Annotated in this window: 14 protein-coding genes; 1 reads left to right on the forward strand and 13 read right to left on the reverse strand. The window is 59.4% G+C overall.

All coding sequences use genetic code 11. The features are described from left to right. Positions 1-24: 24 nt before the first annotated feature. The 11 genes from ileS to uvrA form a co-directional block, all read right to left on the reverse strand. Positions 25-2,868: an isoleucine--tRNA ligase gene (gene ileS, locus LAO20_20900; GenBank protein MBZ5533895.1), complete on the reverse strand. Its 2,844-nt coding sequence runs from the start codon at positions 2,866-2,868 to the stop codon at positions 25-27. Between the two features lie 108 nt (positions 2,869-2,976). Next, positions 2,977-3,783 (reverse strand): hypothetical protein, encoded by an 807-nt coding sequence (locus tag LAO20_20905; protein ID MBZ5533896.1) that lies wholly within the window; start codon positions 3,781-3,783, stop codon positions 2,977-2,979. Positions 3,784-3,790: 7 nt separating this feature from the next. Beyond that, positions 3,791-5,011, reverse strand: coding sequence for an ATP-binding cassette domain-containing protein (locus tag LAO20_20910; protein MBZ5533897.1), 1,221 nt, complete (start codon positions 5,009-5,011; stop codon positions 3,791-3,793). Continuing rightward, positions 5,011-6,126 (reverse strand): FtsX-like permease family protein, encoded by a 1,116-nt coding sequence (locus tag LAO20_20915; protein ID MBZ5533898.1) that lies wholly within the window; start codon positions 6,124-6,126, stop codon positions 5,011-5,013. Before LAO20_20915 ends, LAO20_20910 begins: the two co-directional genes overlap by 1 nt. Continuing rightward, complete coding sequence (locus LAO20_20920; GenBank protein MBZ5533899.1) at positions 6,123-7,409, reverse strand: ABC transporter permease; 1,287 nt, start codon at positions 7,407-7,409, stop codon at positions 6,123-6,125. The genes LAO20_20915 and LAO20_20920 overlap by 4 nt, the downstream gene beginning before the upstream one ends. 1 nt (position 7,410) lies before the next feature. Then, positions 7,411-8,703 carry a Fe-S-containing protein gene (locus tag LAO20_20925; GenBank protein ID MBZ5533900.1) on the reverse strand — a complete coding sequence of 431 codons (1,293 nt, stop codon included), beginning with the start codon at positions 8,701-8,703 and terminating at the stop codon, positions 7,411-7,413. Positions 8,704-8,821: 118 nt separating this feature from the next. Further along, on the reverse strand, positions 8,822-9,520 hold the full coding sequence (locus LAO20_20930; GenBank protein MBZ5533901.1) for a M48 family peptidase: 699 nt from the start codon (positions 9,518-9,520) through the stop codon (positions 8,822-8,824). Positions 9,521-9,584: 64 nt separating this feature from the next. After that, positions 9,585-10,139, reverse strand: a complete 555-nt coding sequence (locus LAO20_20935; protein MBZ5533902.1) for a hypothetical protein — start codon at positions 10,137-10,139, stop codon at positions 9,585-9,587. Beyond that, positions 10,136-10,597 (reverse strand): hypothetical protein, encoded by a 462-nt coding sequence (locus tag LAO20_20940; protein ID MBZ5533903.1) that lies wholly within the window; start codon positions 10,595-10,597, stop codon positions 10,136-10,138. Before LAO20_20940 ends, LAO20_20935 begins: the two co-directional genes overlap by 4 nt. A gap of 89 nt (positions 10,598-10,686) precedes the next feature. Next, entirely contained in the window at positions 10,687-11,988 is a 1,302-nt protein-coding gene (locus LAO20_20945) for a tetratricopeptide repeat protein (protein MBZ5533904.1), read from the reverse strand. After that, positions 11,975-14,995: an excinuclease ABC subunit UvrA gene (gene uvrA / locus LAO20_20950; GenBank protein MBZ5533905.1), complete on the reverse strand. Its 3,021-nt coding sequence runs from the start codon at positions 14,993-14,995 to the stop codon at positions 11,975-11,977. Before uvrA ends, LAO20_20945 begins: the two co-directional genes overlap by 14 nt. 349 nt (positions 14,996-15,344) lie before the next feature. Between uvrA and LAO20_20955 the strand changes: the two genes are divergently transcribed. After that, positions 15,345-16,337 (forward strand): hypothetical protein, encoded by a 993-nt coding sequence (locus tag LAO20_20955; protein MBZ5533906.1) that lies wholly within the window; start codon positions 15,345-15,347, stop codon positions 16,335-16,337. A gap of 155 nt (positions 16,338-16,492) precedes the next feature. On the opposite strand, the gene LAO20_20960 is transcribed toward LAO20_20955, so the two are convergent. Next, positions 16,493-17,101: a hypothetical protein gene (locus tag LAO20_20960; protein ID MBZ5533907.1), complete on the reverse strand. Its 609-nt coding sequence runs from the start codon at positions 17,099-17,101 to the stop codon at positions 16,493-16,495. Positions 17,102-17,205: 104 nt separating this feature from the next. Continuing rightward, a complete protein-coding gene (locus LAO20_20965) occupies positions 17,206-17,862 on the reverse strand; it encodes a hypothetical protein (GenBank protein ID MBZ5533908.1) in 657 nt (218 codons plus the stop codon). Positions 17,863-18,137 lie beyond the last annotated feature (275 nt).

Here is an 18,137-nt window from a genome sequence, read left to right on the forward strand (position 1 = left end):
TCCACCGGCGTTCTTACGGCGTTCTTACTTGCCCGGAGATTGTTTCTCAATTTCCGTGAGCGCCGCCAGACATCGCTCACAAACCGTGGGGTAGCGGTCACTTTCACCCACGCGCGTGGAATAATTCCAGCAACGGTCACACTTCTTCCCCGGCGCCTTTTCTACATCTACGCGCAAAGGGGCCATTCCGTTCCCCTCAGCGGCATACTTTAAGTTCACACCCGAGACGATCAGCAGATAGCGCAAGTCTTCACGGTACGATTCCAGCAGCTTCTGCAGGTTCTGCGGAGCATGCACGGTGACCACGGCTTCCAGGCCGCTGCCAATGAACTTGTCAGCGCGGCGGACTTCCAGGGCCTTGTTCACCTCTTCCCGGACGCCCAGCAGCGCGCCGAAGTCCGCTTCCAACGCGGTCTTCAAATCCGCCGGGACCGGGCCGTCAGTGATTTCGTCGCCTTGAGGAAAGTATGCCAGATGTACGCTCTCCGGTCTGCCGGAAACTTGGGGCAAGGCCGACCAAACTTCCTCGGTGGTGAAGGTCATAATGGGGGCCAGCAAGCGGACCAGGGCTTCGCCCATCTTCCAGATTGCGGTTTGACCGGAGCGGCGCGCCTTGGAGTTAGGCGGCGCCGTGTACAAGCGGTCTTTGATCACGTCAAAATACACGGCGCTCAGATCGGTCGCGCAGAATTCGTTGAGTTGGTGATAGATGCGGTGGAACTCAAAGCCTTCGTACCACTTGCGCACGCGGTCAGTGATTTCTGCGGTGCGGACCAGCATGTACTGGTCCAGCCGCGTCATGTCGGCAAACTTAACGGCGTGCTGCGCGGGATTGAAGTCCCCCAGATTGCTCAGGATGTAACGGAACGTATTGCGGATCTTGCGATAGTTGTTGTCGGCGATGCGCTCAATTACTTCCGGCGCGGCGTTCACGTCTTCACGGAAGTCAACCGACGCCACCCACATGCGCACGATTTCCGCGCCGTATTTGTTGGCCACGTCCACCGGGTCAGCGGTGTTGCCCAGCGACTTGGACATGGCGCGGCCTTGCGCGTCCAGCACCCAGCCCACGGTGGCCGCGCTGCGATATGGCGACTGGTTGCGCGTGCCCACGCCGCAGAGCAGGGAAGACTGGAACCATCCGCGATGCTGGTCGCCGCCTTCGAGATAAAGATCGGCGGGCCAGGGCAGGCCGGGTTCGCGGCCGAGCACCGCGGCGTGGCTTGAGCCGGATTCAAACCAGACGTCAATAATGTCGTTTTCTTTGCGGAAGTCCGCGCCGCCGCAGCCGGCGCACTTGGTTCCCGCCGGCAAGATGTCTTTCGATTCGCGAATGTACCAGGCGTCTGCGCCTTCGCGCGCGAACAGGTCCACCACGGCTTGGTTCACTTCTTTCGATTCCAGCAGCTTGCCGCAGCCCTGGCAGAAAAAGACGGCGATGGGCACGCCCCATATCCGCTGCCGTGAGATACACCAATCCGGCCGCGATGCCACCATGTTGGTAATACGCTCTTCACCCCAAGCGGGGTCCCATTTCACTTTCTTGATTTCATCCAACGCCCGCTGCCGCAGCGTGCTGCCGCCCACCGGCGCTTCCATGGAGATGAACCACTGCTCGGTGGCGCGGAAGATCACCGGATTGTGGCAGCGCCAGCAGTGCGGATACGAGTGCTCAATCTTGTCCAGGCCCATGAGCGCCCCGCGGGACCGCAGCAGATCAACGATGGGCTGGTTCGCCTGGAACACCGTCTTGCCGTCGTATTCCGGCAGGCCGTTGTGCAGGTGGCCGCCTTCGTCCACGTTGCAAGTCTGGTCCAGCTTGTATTTCACGCCGGTATAGAAGTCGTCCGCGCCGTGCGATGGCGCAGTGTGCACCGCGCCGGTGCCTTGCTCGGTGGTGACGTAGGTCGCCAGCACGCCGAGGATTTGCCGGTCGAGAAAGGGATGCGCAAAGGTGATGCGATCCAGCTTGCTGCCGGGAAAACGCGCGGCTTCCGTGGCGCCGGTGAGCTTGCAAGCCTCCATAGTCTGTTTGGCCAATGCCTCAGCGACCATGTACACCTCGCCATTGTGCTCCAGGGCAACGTACTCAAGGTCAGGGTGAAAAGCCACGGCCATGGAGGCAGGGATGGTCCACGGAGTGGTGGTCCATATGATGGTGTTGACCTTTTTGCCGGCCAGCTTGGCGTCTATCTTCGCGGGATCGCTGGTGAGGGCGTACTTCACCCATATGCTGGGGCTGGTGTGCATTTCATATTCGACTTCGGCTTCGGCCAGCGCCGTCTTGTCGTGTATGCACCAGTAAACCGGCTTCAGGCCTTTGTACACCGCGCCGTTTTCCAGGAAATCGAAGAGCGTGCGCGCGATCATGCACTCAAAGCGCGGATCCATCGTGGAGTAAGGATCGTCCCAGCGGCCGAAGATGCCCAGGCGCTTGAACTGGCCGCGCTGCAGGTCAAGATACTTCTGCGCGTACTTGCGGCAGGCGTTGCGGACCGACGATGCCGGCATCTGCAGCTTCTTCTGCCCCAGTTCCTGGTCCACTTTGATTTCGATGGGCAGACCGTGGCAGTCCCAGCCCGGAACGTAAGGCGAATCATAGCCAGCCATGGTCTTGCACTTCACCACAAAATCTTTCAGGCATTTGTTCAGCCCGGTCCCCATGTGGATGGGCCCGTTGGCGTAGGGCGGCCCATCGTGCAGAACGTAGAGCGGCCGGCCCTTGCGCGCCTCCCGAATCTTGCCGTAGATCCCCGCTTTCTCCCATCGTTCCAGCCACTTAGGCTCGTTCTGGGGGAGATTTGCCTTCATGGAAAAATCGGTCTTCGGCAAATTGAGGGTCTTCTTGATCTCCAGCGGCTCGGACATGGGCTCTCCGGATGCAGGTTGCACGTGTTTTCATTATAACCAGAGTCGGCGATGCTTCCGGCGAACACCGCTTTCGTACTGCCGCGCATGCTCGCCGAAGAAAATCATTCACTCGGACGGCCAGCACTTTACGGAGCCGGGAAGAGCTTTAATATCAGGATGCGGGACGAGAGTTACTTCAACGGGATAAGCAATCACGGACGGGGCTCGCGCGGTTTGCTCAGAGGCCAGCTTCAACTTCTTCTCAAGACATTCGGGAGTGTCAGTACTTTGAGCCTGGCAGCGACCTTTAGCCAGATTCCGGGCGCTCTCTTCGTAGCCTTTTTTGCAGTCAAGCATGCCGGCGCTTAGTGCGATCTTTTTCGCGATTCGCTCCCAGCAGGCTGCCTGTTCCTTGGGCAGGATGCACTCGGCATCGATAACGCGGGTGTAATTCATGGCAACCAGTTTGCCAGGGTGTTCCACAAACTCGATCTGGCCCAAGGCTACGTCCTCAAAAATCTTCTTCCCGGTTTTGGCATCGTAGATCGCAAATCCCATACCTCCGTTGAGGCCGTCATCAGCGCGGAAAAAGACAAGGTTGTTCTTCACGCCCTTGAAATAGCCGCTCCAGTCGTGAGGTCTAACAATCATCTCTGATTTAGCGCGAGCGGCCGTACAGGGAGCGGCCACGCCGTTGGCGATAGGCACAATCGCGAGCTTATCAGCGCCCTTTTGTCCCAGATCGACTTCTTTGACCATGAAGTGCGGGAAAAAATAGCAAGTCACTTTGCCGTGAGTATGCATACTGTACCGGGACGGCCCTAAGTCCACGGTTTGCGTGCGCAACGGCTTATCGAATGAACTTGCCGATGCAATTGCCGTCAACGCGAGAAGACTTACAAGAAGGCGGAATCGCACAATTCTCTCCGACATGCGACGTTCATTTCTGCTCTACGACCAGCTTAGCACCCTCATCGCGCCCGGAGAGAGTACGGGAATCCAGGCAACACGGCCCTGCGGGAATGGGGCTGCCATGCGGGCACGTTCGCGGATGGCCCAGAAAGGTGCAGATGCGGTCGGTGGCTTCAGGGGACAGAATGTGCTCGAACTTGCAGGCCTGTTCGGCGACTTCTTTTTCGTCGGCTACTTGAAACGTGTGGGTGAAGAGCTGCTCCGCCAGGCGATGGCGGCGGATCACGTCTTCCGCGCGCTTGCGGCCTTTCTCGGTGAAATAAATCATCTGCTCACCGTGACCGGTGGCCTCGCTGGGCGGACGAAACGCCACGTGGCAGCGGTTGAGAACTTGTTTATGCGTGTGCGGCGCGGCGGTGTGGGCTTCCAGTTCCACCAGTCCCATGGTCTGCATGCGCTCCAGGGCCATGGACATTGGCAACGCGCCTTCCACTTCCACGCGGCCCAGTTCGGCTGGCTCGCCGTTTTCCGCCAGCACCCAGAGTTCTTCCAGGACTTCGTCATACTGCTCTTCATCGCCCATGGCAAAGGTTTCCTGCGAAGCAATCTTGCCATGGTGCAGTTCGAGCAGGCGGTCGGCCAGGCGAGCGACGTCCGGGTCATGCGTCACCATGATGATGGTGCGTCCCTGGGCGTGCAGGTCGCGCAACTGCCGCAGGACGATTTCTTCATTCACCGCGTCCAGATTGCCGGTGGGCTCGTCCGCCAGAACGATGTGCGGATCGTTGATCAGCGCGCGCGCGATGCACACGCGCTGCTGCTCGCCGCCGGAAAGCTGCGAAGGCAAGTGGTCGGCACGATCGAGCAGGCCGATGCGGTCGAGCGCCGCGAGAGCTTCCTTCTTGTCGGTCATGCTGTGGAAGTACTGCGCCAGCATGACGTTTTCCACCGAGGTGAGGTAAGGGATCAGGTGGAATTGCTGAAAGATGAAACCAATTTTCTCGGCGCGAAAGCGGTTCAGCTCCGCCGGCGTCATCTGCGAGACGTTGACGCCGTGAATCCAGATTTCGCCTCTGGTGGGCTGGTCCAGACAGCCGAGCAGGTTCACCAGCGTGGATTTGCCTGAGCCCGAAGGGCCCATGATGGCCAGCCATTCGCCGGGAGCCACGGTCAGGGAAACGTTATCCAGCGCGCGCACTTCGACGTTGCTTTTGTAGACGCGGGTGACGTTTTTGAGTTCAATCGGCATTATTCCCCTCGGAGTATTCCCGCAGGCTGAATTTGTTGCAACAGACGCAACGGCGCGGTGGACGCCGCCAGCGCCAGCAAAATGCTGCCCAGCAATACCGGAGCGAGCAAGAGCGGTTGCGGCCAGATGGCGGCGGCGAAATTCGCTCTGCCGATCCAGAACGCGACGGCGCTGCCCAGCATATACCCAGCAGCGGCGCCGGCCAGCGCCAGCAGGGAAGATTCGGCGGCGAAGAGAAAGTTTACTGTGCGGTTGGATGCGCCCAGGGCCTTCATCACGGCAAAATCTTTGCGGCGTTCCAGAACGGAGCTGGTAAACGTGGCCACCATGCACAGCATGATCAGCGCCACCACCGCGGCGGACGCCGACAGCACCAGGGAACGCGTCTTGCCGATGACCGCCGTCTGCGCCTGCGTGATCTGGCGGACCGGTTTGACTTCAGCCTGGGGCAGGGCAGAGGCCAGCCTGGCGATGGCGTCCTGAATGTCGCGCGGGCGGCCATCCACGCGGACCAAAGCCGTGCTGGGCTGCACGCCCGTCCAGCGCACAAAATCATCGAGGGGGACATAGATGCGGCTGTCATCGTCAGAGCCAGAGTGGAACGTGGCCTGCGGACGAATTTCTGCTTTGTCCTTGCCGAACGAAACTTTAAAGGCTGAGCCGCGTGAAAGAGTTTCCGCGGCGCGCGATCCGATGAGCGCGTTGCCGGCGTGCGGCTCGCCAATCGCCCACCACGAATTCAGCTTGGTGAGCTTGGCGAGATCGGCGCCGCCGACCACAACTTTTGATCCGTCAGGCGCGGTGGCGATGGCATACGCCAACGGAACAACTTCGCCTTTGCCGCCGAGCGCCGCGCTGATCTTGCCCAGCTCATCTGCGCTGAGAGTGCCCGAGGTCTTGCTGACAATCACGTTGGCGCCAAAGTTGCGGAATTCGCGGCTGAGCTTGTTTTCCAAATCGTAATAGACGGTAAGCCCTGCGGTGGCGATAGTCGCGACCACGGCCACTGAGATCAGCGCCGTCAGTGCGCGGTCTTTGCGGACCCAGGCCGCGCGGACTAGCAAGCGCAGAAAAAGCTGGCGGCCTGTCATTTCCTTGCTTCGCCGGTCGCTCATGCGTCACCCCGCAATACGACCGCCGGTTCAAACAGCACGGCTTTGCGAACCGCACTTGCGCTGCCTAAAAAGGTCACCAGAAAGGCAGTAAAGATGACCACGGCCAGCACCACCGGGTGGACTTCAATGGCCGAACCGAAAATGTTTATCCCAATGCGCCGCACCAGCACTACGCCGGCAAGAAAGCCGATCACGCCACCGGCCAGCGCCAGCAGCCCGGCTTCAGTAAAGAACAAGGACGCCACCACTCCGTTGCTGGCGCCCAGGGATTTCATCAAGCCGACTTCATTGCGGCGCTCAAGCACGGTAGCGGCCATGGCGGCGGAGATCGCCAGCGCGGCCGCCAGCAGCGTGGCGAAGGTCAACAGCAGCATCATCCCGGAGACGCTGCTAAGCAGCTTGCCCTGGTTTTGTTCCACCTGGCGGATCTGGTCCACGCGCACGTTAGGCAGCGCCTCATGGATCTGGTAGGCAATGGAGTTGGCGTAGGGCGAGCAATACCAGCGGTCGCGTAGTGCGGGAGTCATCTTGTTGGGGTCGCGACGGCCAAACGCGTCTTCCGGCTTGGTAAGCGCACTGACCACCACTCGGCGGACGACGCCCGGGTGCCCCAAGATTTGTTGGACGATATGCAGTGGCGCGACGATGGACTGGTCCTCTGCTCCGCCAGTGCTGAGAATGCCGCTGACTTGCAACTTGCGTCCGCCGACTTCCAGTTCGTCGCCAAGCTTGATGCCCGCCCGTTCCGCCAGCTTGCTGCCGACGAGCACCTGAGGATCGTGCGTCTGCGGCCACTCGCGATAGTCCTGCGGCCATGCTCCGGTGACTTGCCACCACGCGTTCACGCTGCGCGCGCCGGTGGCAAACTCTTCTTTGCCGTAACGGAGCGGCTGCTCAAAATATGTGCCGATAAGTTCAGCATCAACTTTGCGTCCGTTGCTGGAGAAAGTCTTCGACTCGGAAAGAAAGGGAACAAAGCCCTTGATGTTGTGTCCCCAGAAAATGCCTTTGAGCTTGGGCAGGTCGGACTCCGGGATGAACGCGCCTTGGCTCGCCGGTTTCAGGTCCACACCGCCCAGGTTTACGTCCAGCGTGTCTTCGATTGGAGTGAGCACCAGGTTGGCGCCGTATGTGCGCAATTCCTGGTTGATTTTGTCGCCCACGTCATTGCCCAGGGCGATCATGGCCGTGGCAATGCTCATGCCCAACGCGATGGCCAGCAGGGCCACTGACTTGCGCCGCTTCTGGCGGCGGAACGACTCGAAAAGAAGACGGAGAAACATCTTAGTGTGAGAATTGTCCGAGCTGTGGCATGAGGTCTGTGACTTTTATCACTACCGCATCGCCTTCCTGGGTTGATTGCAGCGGAATCGGATTGCAGCCGCCGGGCTGGCCTACGCTCTGCGGGTTGATGGGTGCCGCGCAATTCTTGCAGACGATCCCGTTGTTGCCTTTGTAAAAGCCCACGGCGCCGCAGATCTGGCAAGCATCGAAGATCGCTGCCACTTTGCCGTCCGGCTTGCGATAGAGCAAAAAACGCACTTTCACGCCCTGTACGTCGGCGCTGAAGCGGCGCAGGTCGCCTTCCGCCAGGTCTTTGTCGGGGATACTGGCGCGGCCGTCTTTGTCGAACGTGACGGGCGTGGCTTCCGTCAGCTTGGGGCCTTCGGCGTAAATAAACTCGGCGGTGACCATAAAGATAAAGATGAATGCGGTGCCCACCACCAGGTTGGCCCACAGGCGTTCGCGACGCTCGGTCCACTCCTGCTTGCGGGCCTCGGCTTTATTAGCGGGGGCATTTTGATTGGCTGAGGCCGTGCCAGCCGGCTGCGAAGGCGCACTGGCGTCCGGCTTGCGCCGCCGATATTCCAGCAGCACCATCAGCGCCGCCAGGGCCAGCATGGTGACAGGGAAGAAGTAATCATTGCGGACGATAGGCCCGATCAGCGCCATCTCGCGCTTGCTGGAGCGGATCACGCCGGTTTCAAACAGCTCATGCACGCCGCTGATGGCCAACTGGGCGGCGACGAAGAAAAGAATAATGGTGGTGACGCGGAAGAACTTCCGCAGGTCCACGCGCACGCTGCCCTTCACAAACATCACGCCAAAGACCACGGCTAGGGCCACGCCGGCCAGCGTGCCCAGGAAACTCATCAGTTCGGTGGAATTCAGGGTCACGCCGGAGAGGATGACCACGGTTTCCAGGCCTTCGCGAAACACCATGAGGAAGACAAAAGCGAATAGTCCCCATCGCGACCCGCCGCCGGCCAGCGCGCCCACTTTGCCTTCAATCTCGCCTTTCAACTTGCGGGCGGTGCGCATCATGAAGACGATCATCCCCACCACCAGCACCGCGGCCACCAGCATGACCCAGCCTTCAAACGTGTCCTGGCTGATAGGCAGGTAAGAGAAGGCCACGCCGCCGGCCACGCTGGCGATAAAGGCAACACCCAGCGCCACATAGACCGTCTTGCGCAGGTCCTGACGCCCGATCTTAGCCAGGTAAACCAGGGTGATGCCGACGATCAGCGCGGCTTCCACGCCTTCGCGTAATGTGACAACCAGGGCCTGAAACATGGGTGATTATGAAAATGAATTTCAATTTCAATTTCAATTAGAGATTTTACCCGCCCGGCAAACCCAAGTCAACAAGTTGAAAAGTCGAATAACAGGGGAAAGGGATGTCCCAGAGCCGTTACTCCAGAGATCCCAGCGTCTTCAGGAACGCCTGTGCCTGTTCCAACTGCGGAAACAGTCTTTCTTCCGCCTGAAATTCACGGGAATGCACGCAGCGCCGGCTGCCGCGCAGCTTGACCGGATGCCGCAGGTGCAGCATCTCGTGGTAAACCAGGTACTCAATCGCGTGGCGAGGCACGTTGACGCGGTCAAAGATACGGCTCACTACGATGGTGTTGTGCGCGGGATCATAGTGTCCCAGGCGGCGGCGCGAATGGTTGCCGCTCCAGGTCATCTGCGGGCGGGCCATGAGCCCGTGGAAGAAGCGCAGGTTCAGGTGGTCAAAGATTTCGTCCAGGTGATAGTGCTCGCCCGCCGGTCCAGCGATGCGCTTGCGCCCGCGCATCTGGCGCACCAGGTGCATCTTGGCCGCGATGGCGCGGCTTCCGCTGAACCGGCGATAGCGCGCGGCGTGCACAGGATCAATGACCGTGCGGTACAGCTTGGCGATAAGTATGTGCAGGATGGAATGCAGAACCGTCTGCGGCGCGCCTTCCAGCAGATCAGACAGCCGCGCGTAGATGCGTCCCTTGCGCAGGCGGATGGTGTTGTTAAGATTGCTGAAAGGGAAGAAGCGCACTTCAAATTCCGGCAGAGGCGCCTGCGGACGCAGCTCACGGTAAGCTTGCTCGAAGATGGCGGCAATCTTGGAAGTCATTGATTACGTGCTGGCGAGGGCCTCTATCTGAAATTCCGCCTCGCTTCGCACGGGAGAGAAAAACCTATTTCTTCTTTTCCGCCGCCGGGTCCTTTTCTACTACCTCCGCGTACTCCCGGGCCATATCGCCGCTGGACTTGACCCCATCCTGAGCGTCTTGCAGAACGAACATGAAATCCTGCGCTTCGCGGCGCATCTGGGGATCGTTTTGCGCAACGTTCTTGAGCGCGCGCAGGCGGGCTTCAAAGCGGTCGCAGGCGACCACCACTTCTTTCAGGCCGCGGCGAAACTCTTTGCGGTCGTCCTTGCTCAGCGGACGTCCCTGGTACTGGTCGAGATTGTCGTTGATCTCGTCCATGAGGGTTGTAAAGTCCTCCAGCAAGTCGTGGATTTTCTTGCCGCGGCCTTCGGCCTGCTTGGGATCGGCGCGCAACTGGTCCAGGGAATCCAGCCGGGCCTCAGTAAATTTGATGTACAGTTTCAGCCGCTTGTAAGGGTCCATGGCCACTTCGCGAAGCTGATCGGCCTCAGCATCCGTCAGGGGATCACGCCGCCGTCCGGCAAAAGAAGTGGCCACCAGGAGCAAGAGGAGCAAAGTCATCTTGGTTGCGGCCTTCATTTTTTAGTCTCCTTCTTCTTGGGCGCGAACATTACGTCCATCAGCTCCTGGCGATAGCCAGCCAGCGTTTTTTCAGCGGCGTCCAGGGGCGGGCGATCTTCGGTCACCAGCGTCCGCTTCAGGTTCTCCAAATGGCGCTGGGTTTGGCGCAGATGAATTTCCACTTCTTTCATCTTACTGCGGGTGTCCAAGGCAATGTCATGCGCCTTAGCGGCGTAGTCCAGGATTTCTTGCACCGTCGCTTGCCCTTTGGCGATGTCGTTTTGGGCAAACTGTTCTGACGCCACGTCCGCCAGGCGCTGTGCCAGCTCGGCATAAAGTCTGGCTTGCTGCCCGCCGCTGGCCGCTGCAGCCTCAGACTTGATCTGCTCCACCGACTTCTGCGCCGCCTGGCCAGCCAGGCCCAGGCCGAACACCAGCACGACGGCGAAGGTTGTGCGCATCTTCATGATTGCCATTTCGTTAGCTGCAAAGTCCGCCCAAGAAGCGGAGGACTATTTTTCCTCGAATCGTTCTTTGTTTATGTTCTTCTCTTACGGCTCTTCTCTTATGGTTCTATCGCTTTCAAACGATGCCGGGCCTGGAACTCCTGGTCGGGATATTTCCCGCCGGACACCGCCAGAAACTTTTTGTAATTTTCCGCTGCTGGTTTGTACATCCTAAGATTGTCATAGGATGTGGCGCGGATGAAAATAGTCCTGGGCGTCTCCGGCAAAAATTTGGCGCGGGCGTCCAGGCAACGTATGGCGAGTTCGTAGTGATTGTTTTCCCGCGCCGCGTCCGCCAGGTATCCATAGGCCTCAGGCATGTCCGATTTCAATTGCAGGGCCTTCACCAGCTCGCTCTCCGCGGCAGCATACTTCAGCTGGTAGAGCAGCGCGATGCCCAGGTCCAAGTGGAGCTGCGGGTCGCGCTGGTCGTTGTCCACCAGCGGCTGCAGGACAGCCTCGGCCTCTTTGTATTGCTTGTTGGCGAGGTAAAGGTCAGCCAGTTCCTTGGCGACCACTGGCCCTGCCGGCTGGCCCGCAGCTTGGAGCGCGGCGATAGCCTCCGTATTCTTGCCTTCTGATGCCAGCAGTCGCGCATATTGAACGCGGGCGGAAGCGTCTTGCGGGTTCTGGTCAAGGTATTTGCTGAGCCAGACTTCGGCGTCGGCGTACCGCTTCTGGCCGGCCAGCAGGTTGATCAATTGCGCCATGCCCGCGGAGTCGCCGGCCTCCGCGGCTTTCCGCAAATGCGATTCTGCGCCGGCTGCGTCGCCTGCTTTCCCCAACAACACGCCGGCACGTACCAGCATTTCTGGTCCGCCGGCTTTGAATTCGAAAGCTTTGTCGTAGGCGGCCGCCGCACCTTTCGCGTCATTGCCTGCGTTTTCCAAAGCTTCTGCCAGCGCCAGCCAAGCCCGGCCGCGCGCCTGCTGCCCGCCGGTGGTGGGTGTAAGTTCCACCGCTTGCTTGAGTACGGGAACAGCGCCAGCCGTATCGCCGGAGCGCGCCAGCGCGACCCCAAGGTTCAAGTTGGCTTCAAACCATTTCGGAGACAGTTCAACCGCTTTGCGATACGAAGTGATCGCGGCTGTGGTCTTGTCCAGGTGACTCTGGGCGAAGCCCAGATCAAACCAAGCTTGCGGGTTGTTCGCGGCGGCGGTCACGGCGACCAGAAGCTTCTCTTCCGCTTGCGCGTACTGCTGGCTTTGCAGCAGCGTTTCGGCTTCCTGCAAGCTGTCAGCCGGTCGAGTTTGCGTCGCCGCCTGGGGGCGTTTCTTCGCCGGCGCCGAAGCCTGATTCAGCGCGGGCCGCCCGGAGAGCGCTGCCAGCAAGATGGCCGAGATGAGTTTACTTGTGCCCATTCGAACGCGAAGCCTCGTCGCGCAAAACCCGGGACAGCCATTTTCCAGTGTGTGACTTGCTGCATTTTGCCACAGTTTCCGGCGACCCGGTTACCACTACTTCGCCGCCGCGGGCGCCGCCTTCCGGGCCCAGGTCAATCACCCAGTCGGCGGTCTTGATGACGTCAAGGTTGTGTTCAATCACCAGCACCGAGCCGCCGGCTTCAATCAGTTTGCGGAAGGCGGCCAGCAGTTTGCTGACGTCGTCAAAGTGCAGGCCGGTGGTGGGTTCATCGAAGATATACAGCGTGCCTTTTCCGGCGCGGGCTTGCTTGCGCTGCTCGCGTTCCTCGTCGGTTTCAGAGCCGGAAGCAAAGGCGCGCGGCCGTCCCGCAGGCATGAGATGCGCCGCTAGCTTCATGCGCTGGGCTTCGCCGCCGCTCAGCGTGGTGGCAGACTGTCCCAGCCGCAAATAGCCCAGGCCCACTTCCTCCAGCACGCGCAGCTTGTCCGTGATCTTGGGATGTCCGGAAAAGAAGTGCATGGCTTCACGGACCGTGAGGTTCAGCACTTCATGAATGTTCTTGCCCTTGTAGCGGATTGCCAGCACCGTGGGCATGTAACGAGCGCCTTTGCACTCTTCGCAAATGAGTTCTACGTCGGCGAGAAATTGCATCTCGACCGTCACCGTGCCATCGCCCTGGCAGGTTTCACAGCGTCCGCCGGGAATGTTGAAGGAGAAATGCCCGGCGCTGAAGCCGCGTTTCACCGCCTCGGGGACCGAGGCAAACACTTCGCGGATCACGTCAAAGGCCTTGATGTATGTCACAGGATTAGAACGCGGCGTGCGGCCAATGGGCGATTGGTCCACCAGCACAACGTCGGCTACGTATTGTCCGCCGGTGACGTTTTTGAATCCGTGGGCGGCGGGTCCGGGGCCGGCGGTGATTCCTTTTTCCGCCGCCAGGGCTTCATACAAAACGTTGTGCACCAGCGTGGACTTACCTGACCCCGAGACGCCGGTCACGGCGACCAGCATGCCCAGCGGAATATCCACGTTGATGTTTTTCAGATTATGGGCGCGCGCGCCTTCCACGCGCAGCTTGGGCACGCCGGGCGTGCGGCGGTTCTGGGGAAACTGTATGCGCAGTTCGTGGCTGAGATAGCGTCCGGTCAGGGAAGCGGGCAACTTCTTCAGGTCTTCATAGGTTGCTGCGGCCACCAGGCGGCCGCCGTGTTCGCCGGCGCCGGGGCCCAGATCAAGAATGCGGTCAGAGGCGCGCATCACGTCGGCATCATGCTCCACCACAAGAATGGTGTTCCCCAGATTGCGCAGCTCATGCAGGATGGTGATGAGCCGCGCAGTGTCGCGACTGTGTAGCCCGATGGAAGGCTCATCCAGCACGTACAGCGCGCCGACGAGTCGTGAGCCCAGCGATGTCGCCAGTTGAATCCGCTGGGCTTCACCGCCGGACAGCGTGGACGAGAGGCGGTCCAGCGTCAAATATTCCAGGCCAACGTCATTTAAGTACTTCAGCCGCTCCTGGATTTGCTCCAGGATTTTGCCAGCGATATCAGTATGTTCGCGGGAAAGGTTCAAGTTGTCGAAGAACTGTGCTGCCTGCTCCACGGTGAGCGACGTGGCTTCGCGGATATTCTTGCCTTCAACCTTTACTTGAAGGGCGTCCGCGCGCAGCCGCCCGCCGCCACACTCGGGACACTGCGCGTATCCGCGGTACCGGCTCAGGAAAACGCGCACATGCAGCTTGTACTTCTTGCGCTCCAGCAGGCTGAAGAAGCCTTGTACGCCGGGAAACTTGCCGTCGCCTTCAAGGACCATCTGCTGGTGGTCGCGATCCAGGTCCGCCCACGGGATGTCCATGGGAATGTCATTCAGCTTGGCAAACTTCCGCAAGTCGGATTGCAGCGTACGATACTTGGGCTTGGTCCAGGGCTCAATGGCGCCTTCGCCGAGAGTCTTGTTGCTGTCGGGGATGACCAGGTTCAAATCAAAATCAATGGTGTTGCCGAAACCCTGGCAGCGCGGGCACGCGCCAAACGGATTGTTGAAGGAAAACAGCCGGGGCTCCGGCTCCTGATAGACCGTGCCGTCATTCTTGCATTCAAACTTGTTGGAGAAACGATACTGTTTGGGCTGTTTGCCTGGCGCAGCTGGATCGTTGGGCTCCCCAGGCTCGCGGAGCGCTTGTAGGAAGACGACTTCGCCGGATTCGCGATTCGCCTGCTCCACCGCTTCCACGATGCGCGAGCGCTGGTCCGGCCCAACGACGATGCGGTCCACCAGCACGAACAGCGGCTGAGTGAAGTCAATATCCAGCAGGGATTCGGGGGTGGAAAACTCAAAGACCTGATTGTTCTGAAAGAGGCGGTTGAAGCCTTTTTTGCGAAGATCAAAGAGCCGTTCGCGCAGGGCGGCGTCGGCCGCTAGGGCGGCGGCTTCAGCCTCGGCTTTGGCTTTTTTTCCGCGAAGCTTCGTTTTTCCGGCACCCCGGTTTTCGAGCACCCCTGCTTCGCCGACTGGGGCGCGACGCACCGGAAAGACGGCGTTCAGGCGAGTGCCGGCGTCCAGCGCAAGAATCGTCTGGGCGATCTCGTCCACCGTGTCTTTCTTGACTTCAGCGCCGCATTGTTTGCAGAACGTTCGGCCGACGCGGGCGTAGAGCAGACGCAGGTAGTCGTAAAGCTCGGTCGCGGTGGCGACGGTGGACCGCGGGTTGCGCGTGGAGTTCTTCTGCCGGATGGCGATGGCCGGAGCGATGCCGTCAATCAGGTCCACGTCCGGCTTTTCAATGCGCTCGAGAAATTGTCGTGCGTATGCGGAAAGGGATTCCACATAGCGGCGCTGGCCTTCGGCGTACACGGTGTCAAAGGCCAAGGACGACTTGCCTGACCCGGAGACCCCGGTCACCACGGTCAGCGCGTTGTGCGGCACCTCAAAATCAATGTTCTTGAGGTTGTGCACCCGCGCGCCGCGGACAACGATGCTTTCATTGGGGTCAACAGACATGGTCACCAAGCCCTTTTCGTCGGGGCTACGTAGAGGCCGCTCCGCGAAACAGGCTGAATCTTTCTATTGTAATTTGTTTTGACGGAGAAGGGCAGGCGGGGGGCGCTCGAATGTCGTGCGGGGAAGGTGAGGCACAAGGCAGATCTAGGACAAAGGAGTTATTTGGGCTTCCTCCGACCGGGCCGTGCGCGCCAGGAGACGGGCTCCAAAGCTCACCGTTCCACTTTGCTATTCACCCAAGTCCCAAGTTTTCGCATAGAACCTGAAAGAATGGGTGTCCAAGTTCTAACAAGGGGCGGGAGAACGGATTACCATCGTCATATATGACATCCGCCTGATCGGACATAGTATGCTCGCCATGAGATATGTTTTGACGAGCTGTACTTCATTTCTATTGCTGGCAAGTGCAATAGCCACAAATGCCCAGGTCACCGATGTCGGGCAAAAAGTAACCGCAGCGTTAGCAAGCGTTGGCCCGGTGCCGGTCACAACGATCATCCAAGTTCCCCGTCAAACTACCGTATGTGATGACCCGCAAGGAAATACTCTTGAAAAAAGAAACGGGCAATTAACCAGAGATAGGGAGCGTTACGTCTGCAAGAAGGTGACTGTGTATGATGCGACACCCCAAACAAGCCATCAGTTATTGCAGGCATCGAATATCAAGATCGTGTCAAGTGCCCCGATCATTTTCGGAACTCCCATCAGGACGGAATTAACGGATCAGCTGTTTGTTGAGGACCAACTTGTCCAAAGTTGTGTAGCAGCCCCACCGCTGGGCCAGCAGATTACTCTGCAAAAAGCGTATCAGAGGACGTCTGCAATACAAATCGCTCAATCAATTAATCACACCATAGGCGGCGAGATTAATTCGAGCTTCAAGATATCAGATTCATTCACTGTTGGAGCTAAGATTTCTTTTGGAGAGGGCACTACCAACGGCACGACAACGATAGATACAAAACAGGAAACAGTCACAAGAATTCGAACCGCAAGTACGACTGTTCCCGCCGGAACTGCAGCGGTATTGGAAATGAAAATATGGCCCATACACTTCGTTGTGCCGTTTAGCACAACCGTTACGGTAGACGCGGATTTAAGCCGAAATGATAGGCATCTCCAATTGCTTTCACAACTGCTTACCGATCCCGCTGCCCGCACATTCCCGATCACTGGAACAATAGAAGCAAACGACGCGTCCGAGGGGATTACGGTGGAATATGTTGTGGCTTATGATCCAAGCAGATGTACGGGCGCCGCAAAACGAGCTAGGGTGGTTCTGGAACATTACCGCCCAGCGTCTGATGCGAAGTTTATCGAAAGGGCGAACCCGAAGAACTAGCTTTGAGTCTACATGTCTATGGAACAAGGGCTGGACCGATCCAGGTTCGTTTCGATCCAGCCCTCTTCTTGCAGACGCCGCCGGTTGGAAGGAGCGCGACGGCCTGCAAAGCAATCCTGCTTAGACCACCGGAGTCACTACGGCGCGGTAGTTGCCTAATACCGCACGAGGTGGTCCTTCCTAATGACCACTCCCACCGTGGCGTTGGCGGGCAGGACGTAATCATTGCCTTCGCCGGGACAGCGATGGTCCAGCGACACGGCAACGTAGTAGGGCAGCAGCAAGACGAGAAACGGGGCCGTGACCGCGAGGATGAACGGAAACGCGAAGATCCAGAATGCAGGCCCCAGGTTCTTTTCCACGGGCATGTATTTGGGAAGGGTAGCGTCAGCATCCGGGCTGACAAAGCCCACGTGGGTGGGCGCGGAACTGCCGTCGGCGAAGGGGATGCTGTACAGCTTCCACTCAACCTCGGCGTTGCGGCAGTTGGCCTTGGGCTGCTTCACCCGGATGACGCGCCCGTGGACTACCGTCCCTTCCGGCAACAGGGTCACGCCGTTGACCACCAGAGCGGTGACCAGGCGGAGAGGAACGTCGTCACCCTTTTTGGCGGTGGCGGAGTTCAACGCCTCCATGGTCGCGAACCGCAGCGGCGTTTCGTAGGGAACCTTGACGATGTTGGCTCCAGGTCCGGCCTGTTGGGCTTGGGCCTGGGACACGGCGATTAATGCAGTGAGAAAGATTGTAAGAATGTGTTTCAACATGGCTGGCCTCCGTTTGCTCTACGGTCTTCGTTCGTTGCGGGCTTCGGTTCTTTGGGAGCTTTTTTCCTCGCGAGCGTGGTTCTTCGCGGTGCAACTTGGCGTCGCTAGTACCGCACCTTGTGGTTCTGCCTGACTTCCACGGCGACGGTGGAGTTGGCGGGCATGTTGAATTCGTGGCCCGCCAGGTCGCAGCTCGAGAACAGCGCAAAGGGAAGCACCAGCAGCAGCGGCGAGTAAGCGACGATCATCAGCGCGTACATGGGGATGGCCAGGATGGCTTCCCACCAGTTATTGATTTCAAAATCGCCTTCGCCGCCAGTGGATTGGTGCACCAGGCGGCTGGGGACGGAAGCGTCGGGGTCAGCGACCACCGACCAGACTTGCACTTTGGCGGTGGAGGAGTCGGCAAAGGTGAGGGAGTCGAGCTGCCACTTGACCTGGCCGTCATGGCATTTCAGGTCAGCCTTTTTAACTTTGACTACTTTGCCGTGGACGATCTCGCCGGCCGGCAGCAGGGTGACGCCGTCCACCACCAGGGGGTTGACCAGGCGCAGGGGGACGTCGTCGCCCACTTTGGAGGTGGTCGAGCTGAGCGGTTGCATGGTGGCGAACTTGAGCCCGGTGTGTTTGCGGACCGTGGTGGTGCTGCTTGGGGCGGTAACCGGGGCGGCGCTCGGCGCGGGCGTGCCAGATTGCTGCGCGGCCCCTTGCGAAACCACAACCAGCGATATTGCGAAGACAGCAAGAATTTGTTTGAACATGAGCATCTCCTTCCAACGGTCGCAGCATAGGCAAGGCGGCTTTCAGCCTCAAGCGACAAGGTACGGCGGCTTGGCGGTGACGCAGTTTGTCGCGCAACGCGGCAGCCGGGGCTGCCTCCACCCCGCCTTGCGAAGGGCGTGTCGGGAATCCAGGGCGGCGCCATGCGGTCGAACTGGGGGCCGAGCCGAGAATCCGGCCCTATATGGCTCGCGAACAAAGACTTTCACTGGTCAATCGCAGGAAAGTTGTTACAATTCAGGAAAATCCCCGCCGC

Source organism: Terriglobia bacterium (assembly GCA_020072815.1).
Taxonomy (GTDB): Bacteria; Acidobacteriota; Terriglobia; order Terriglobales; family Acidobacteriaceae; genus Angelobacter.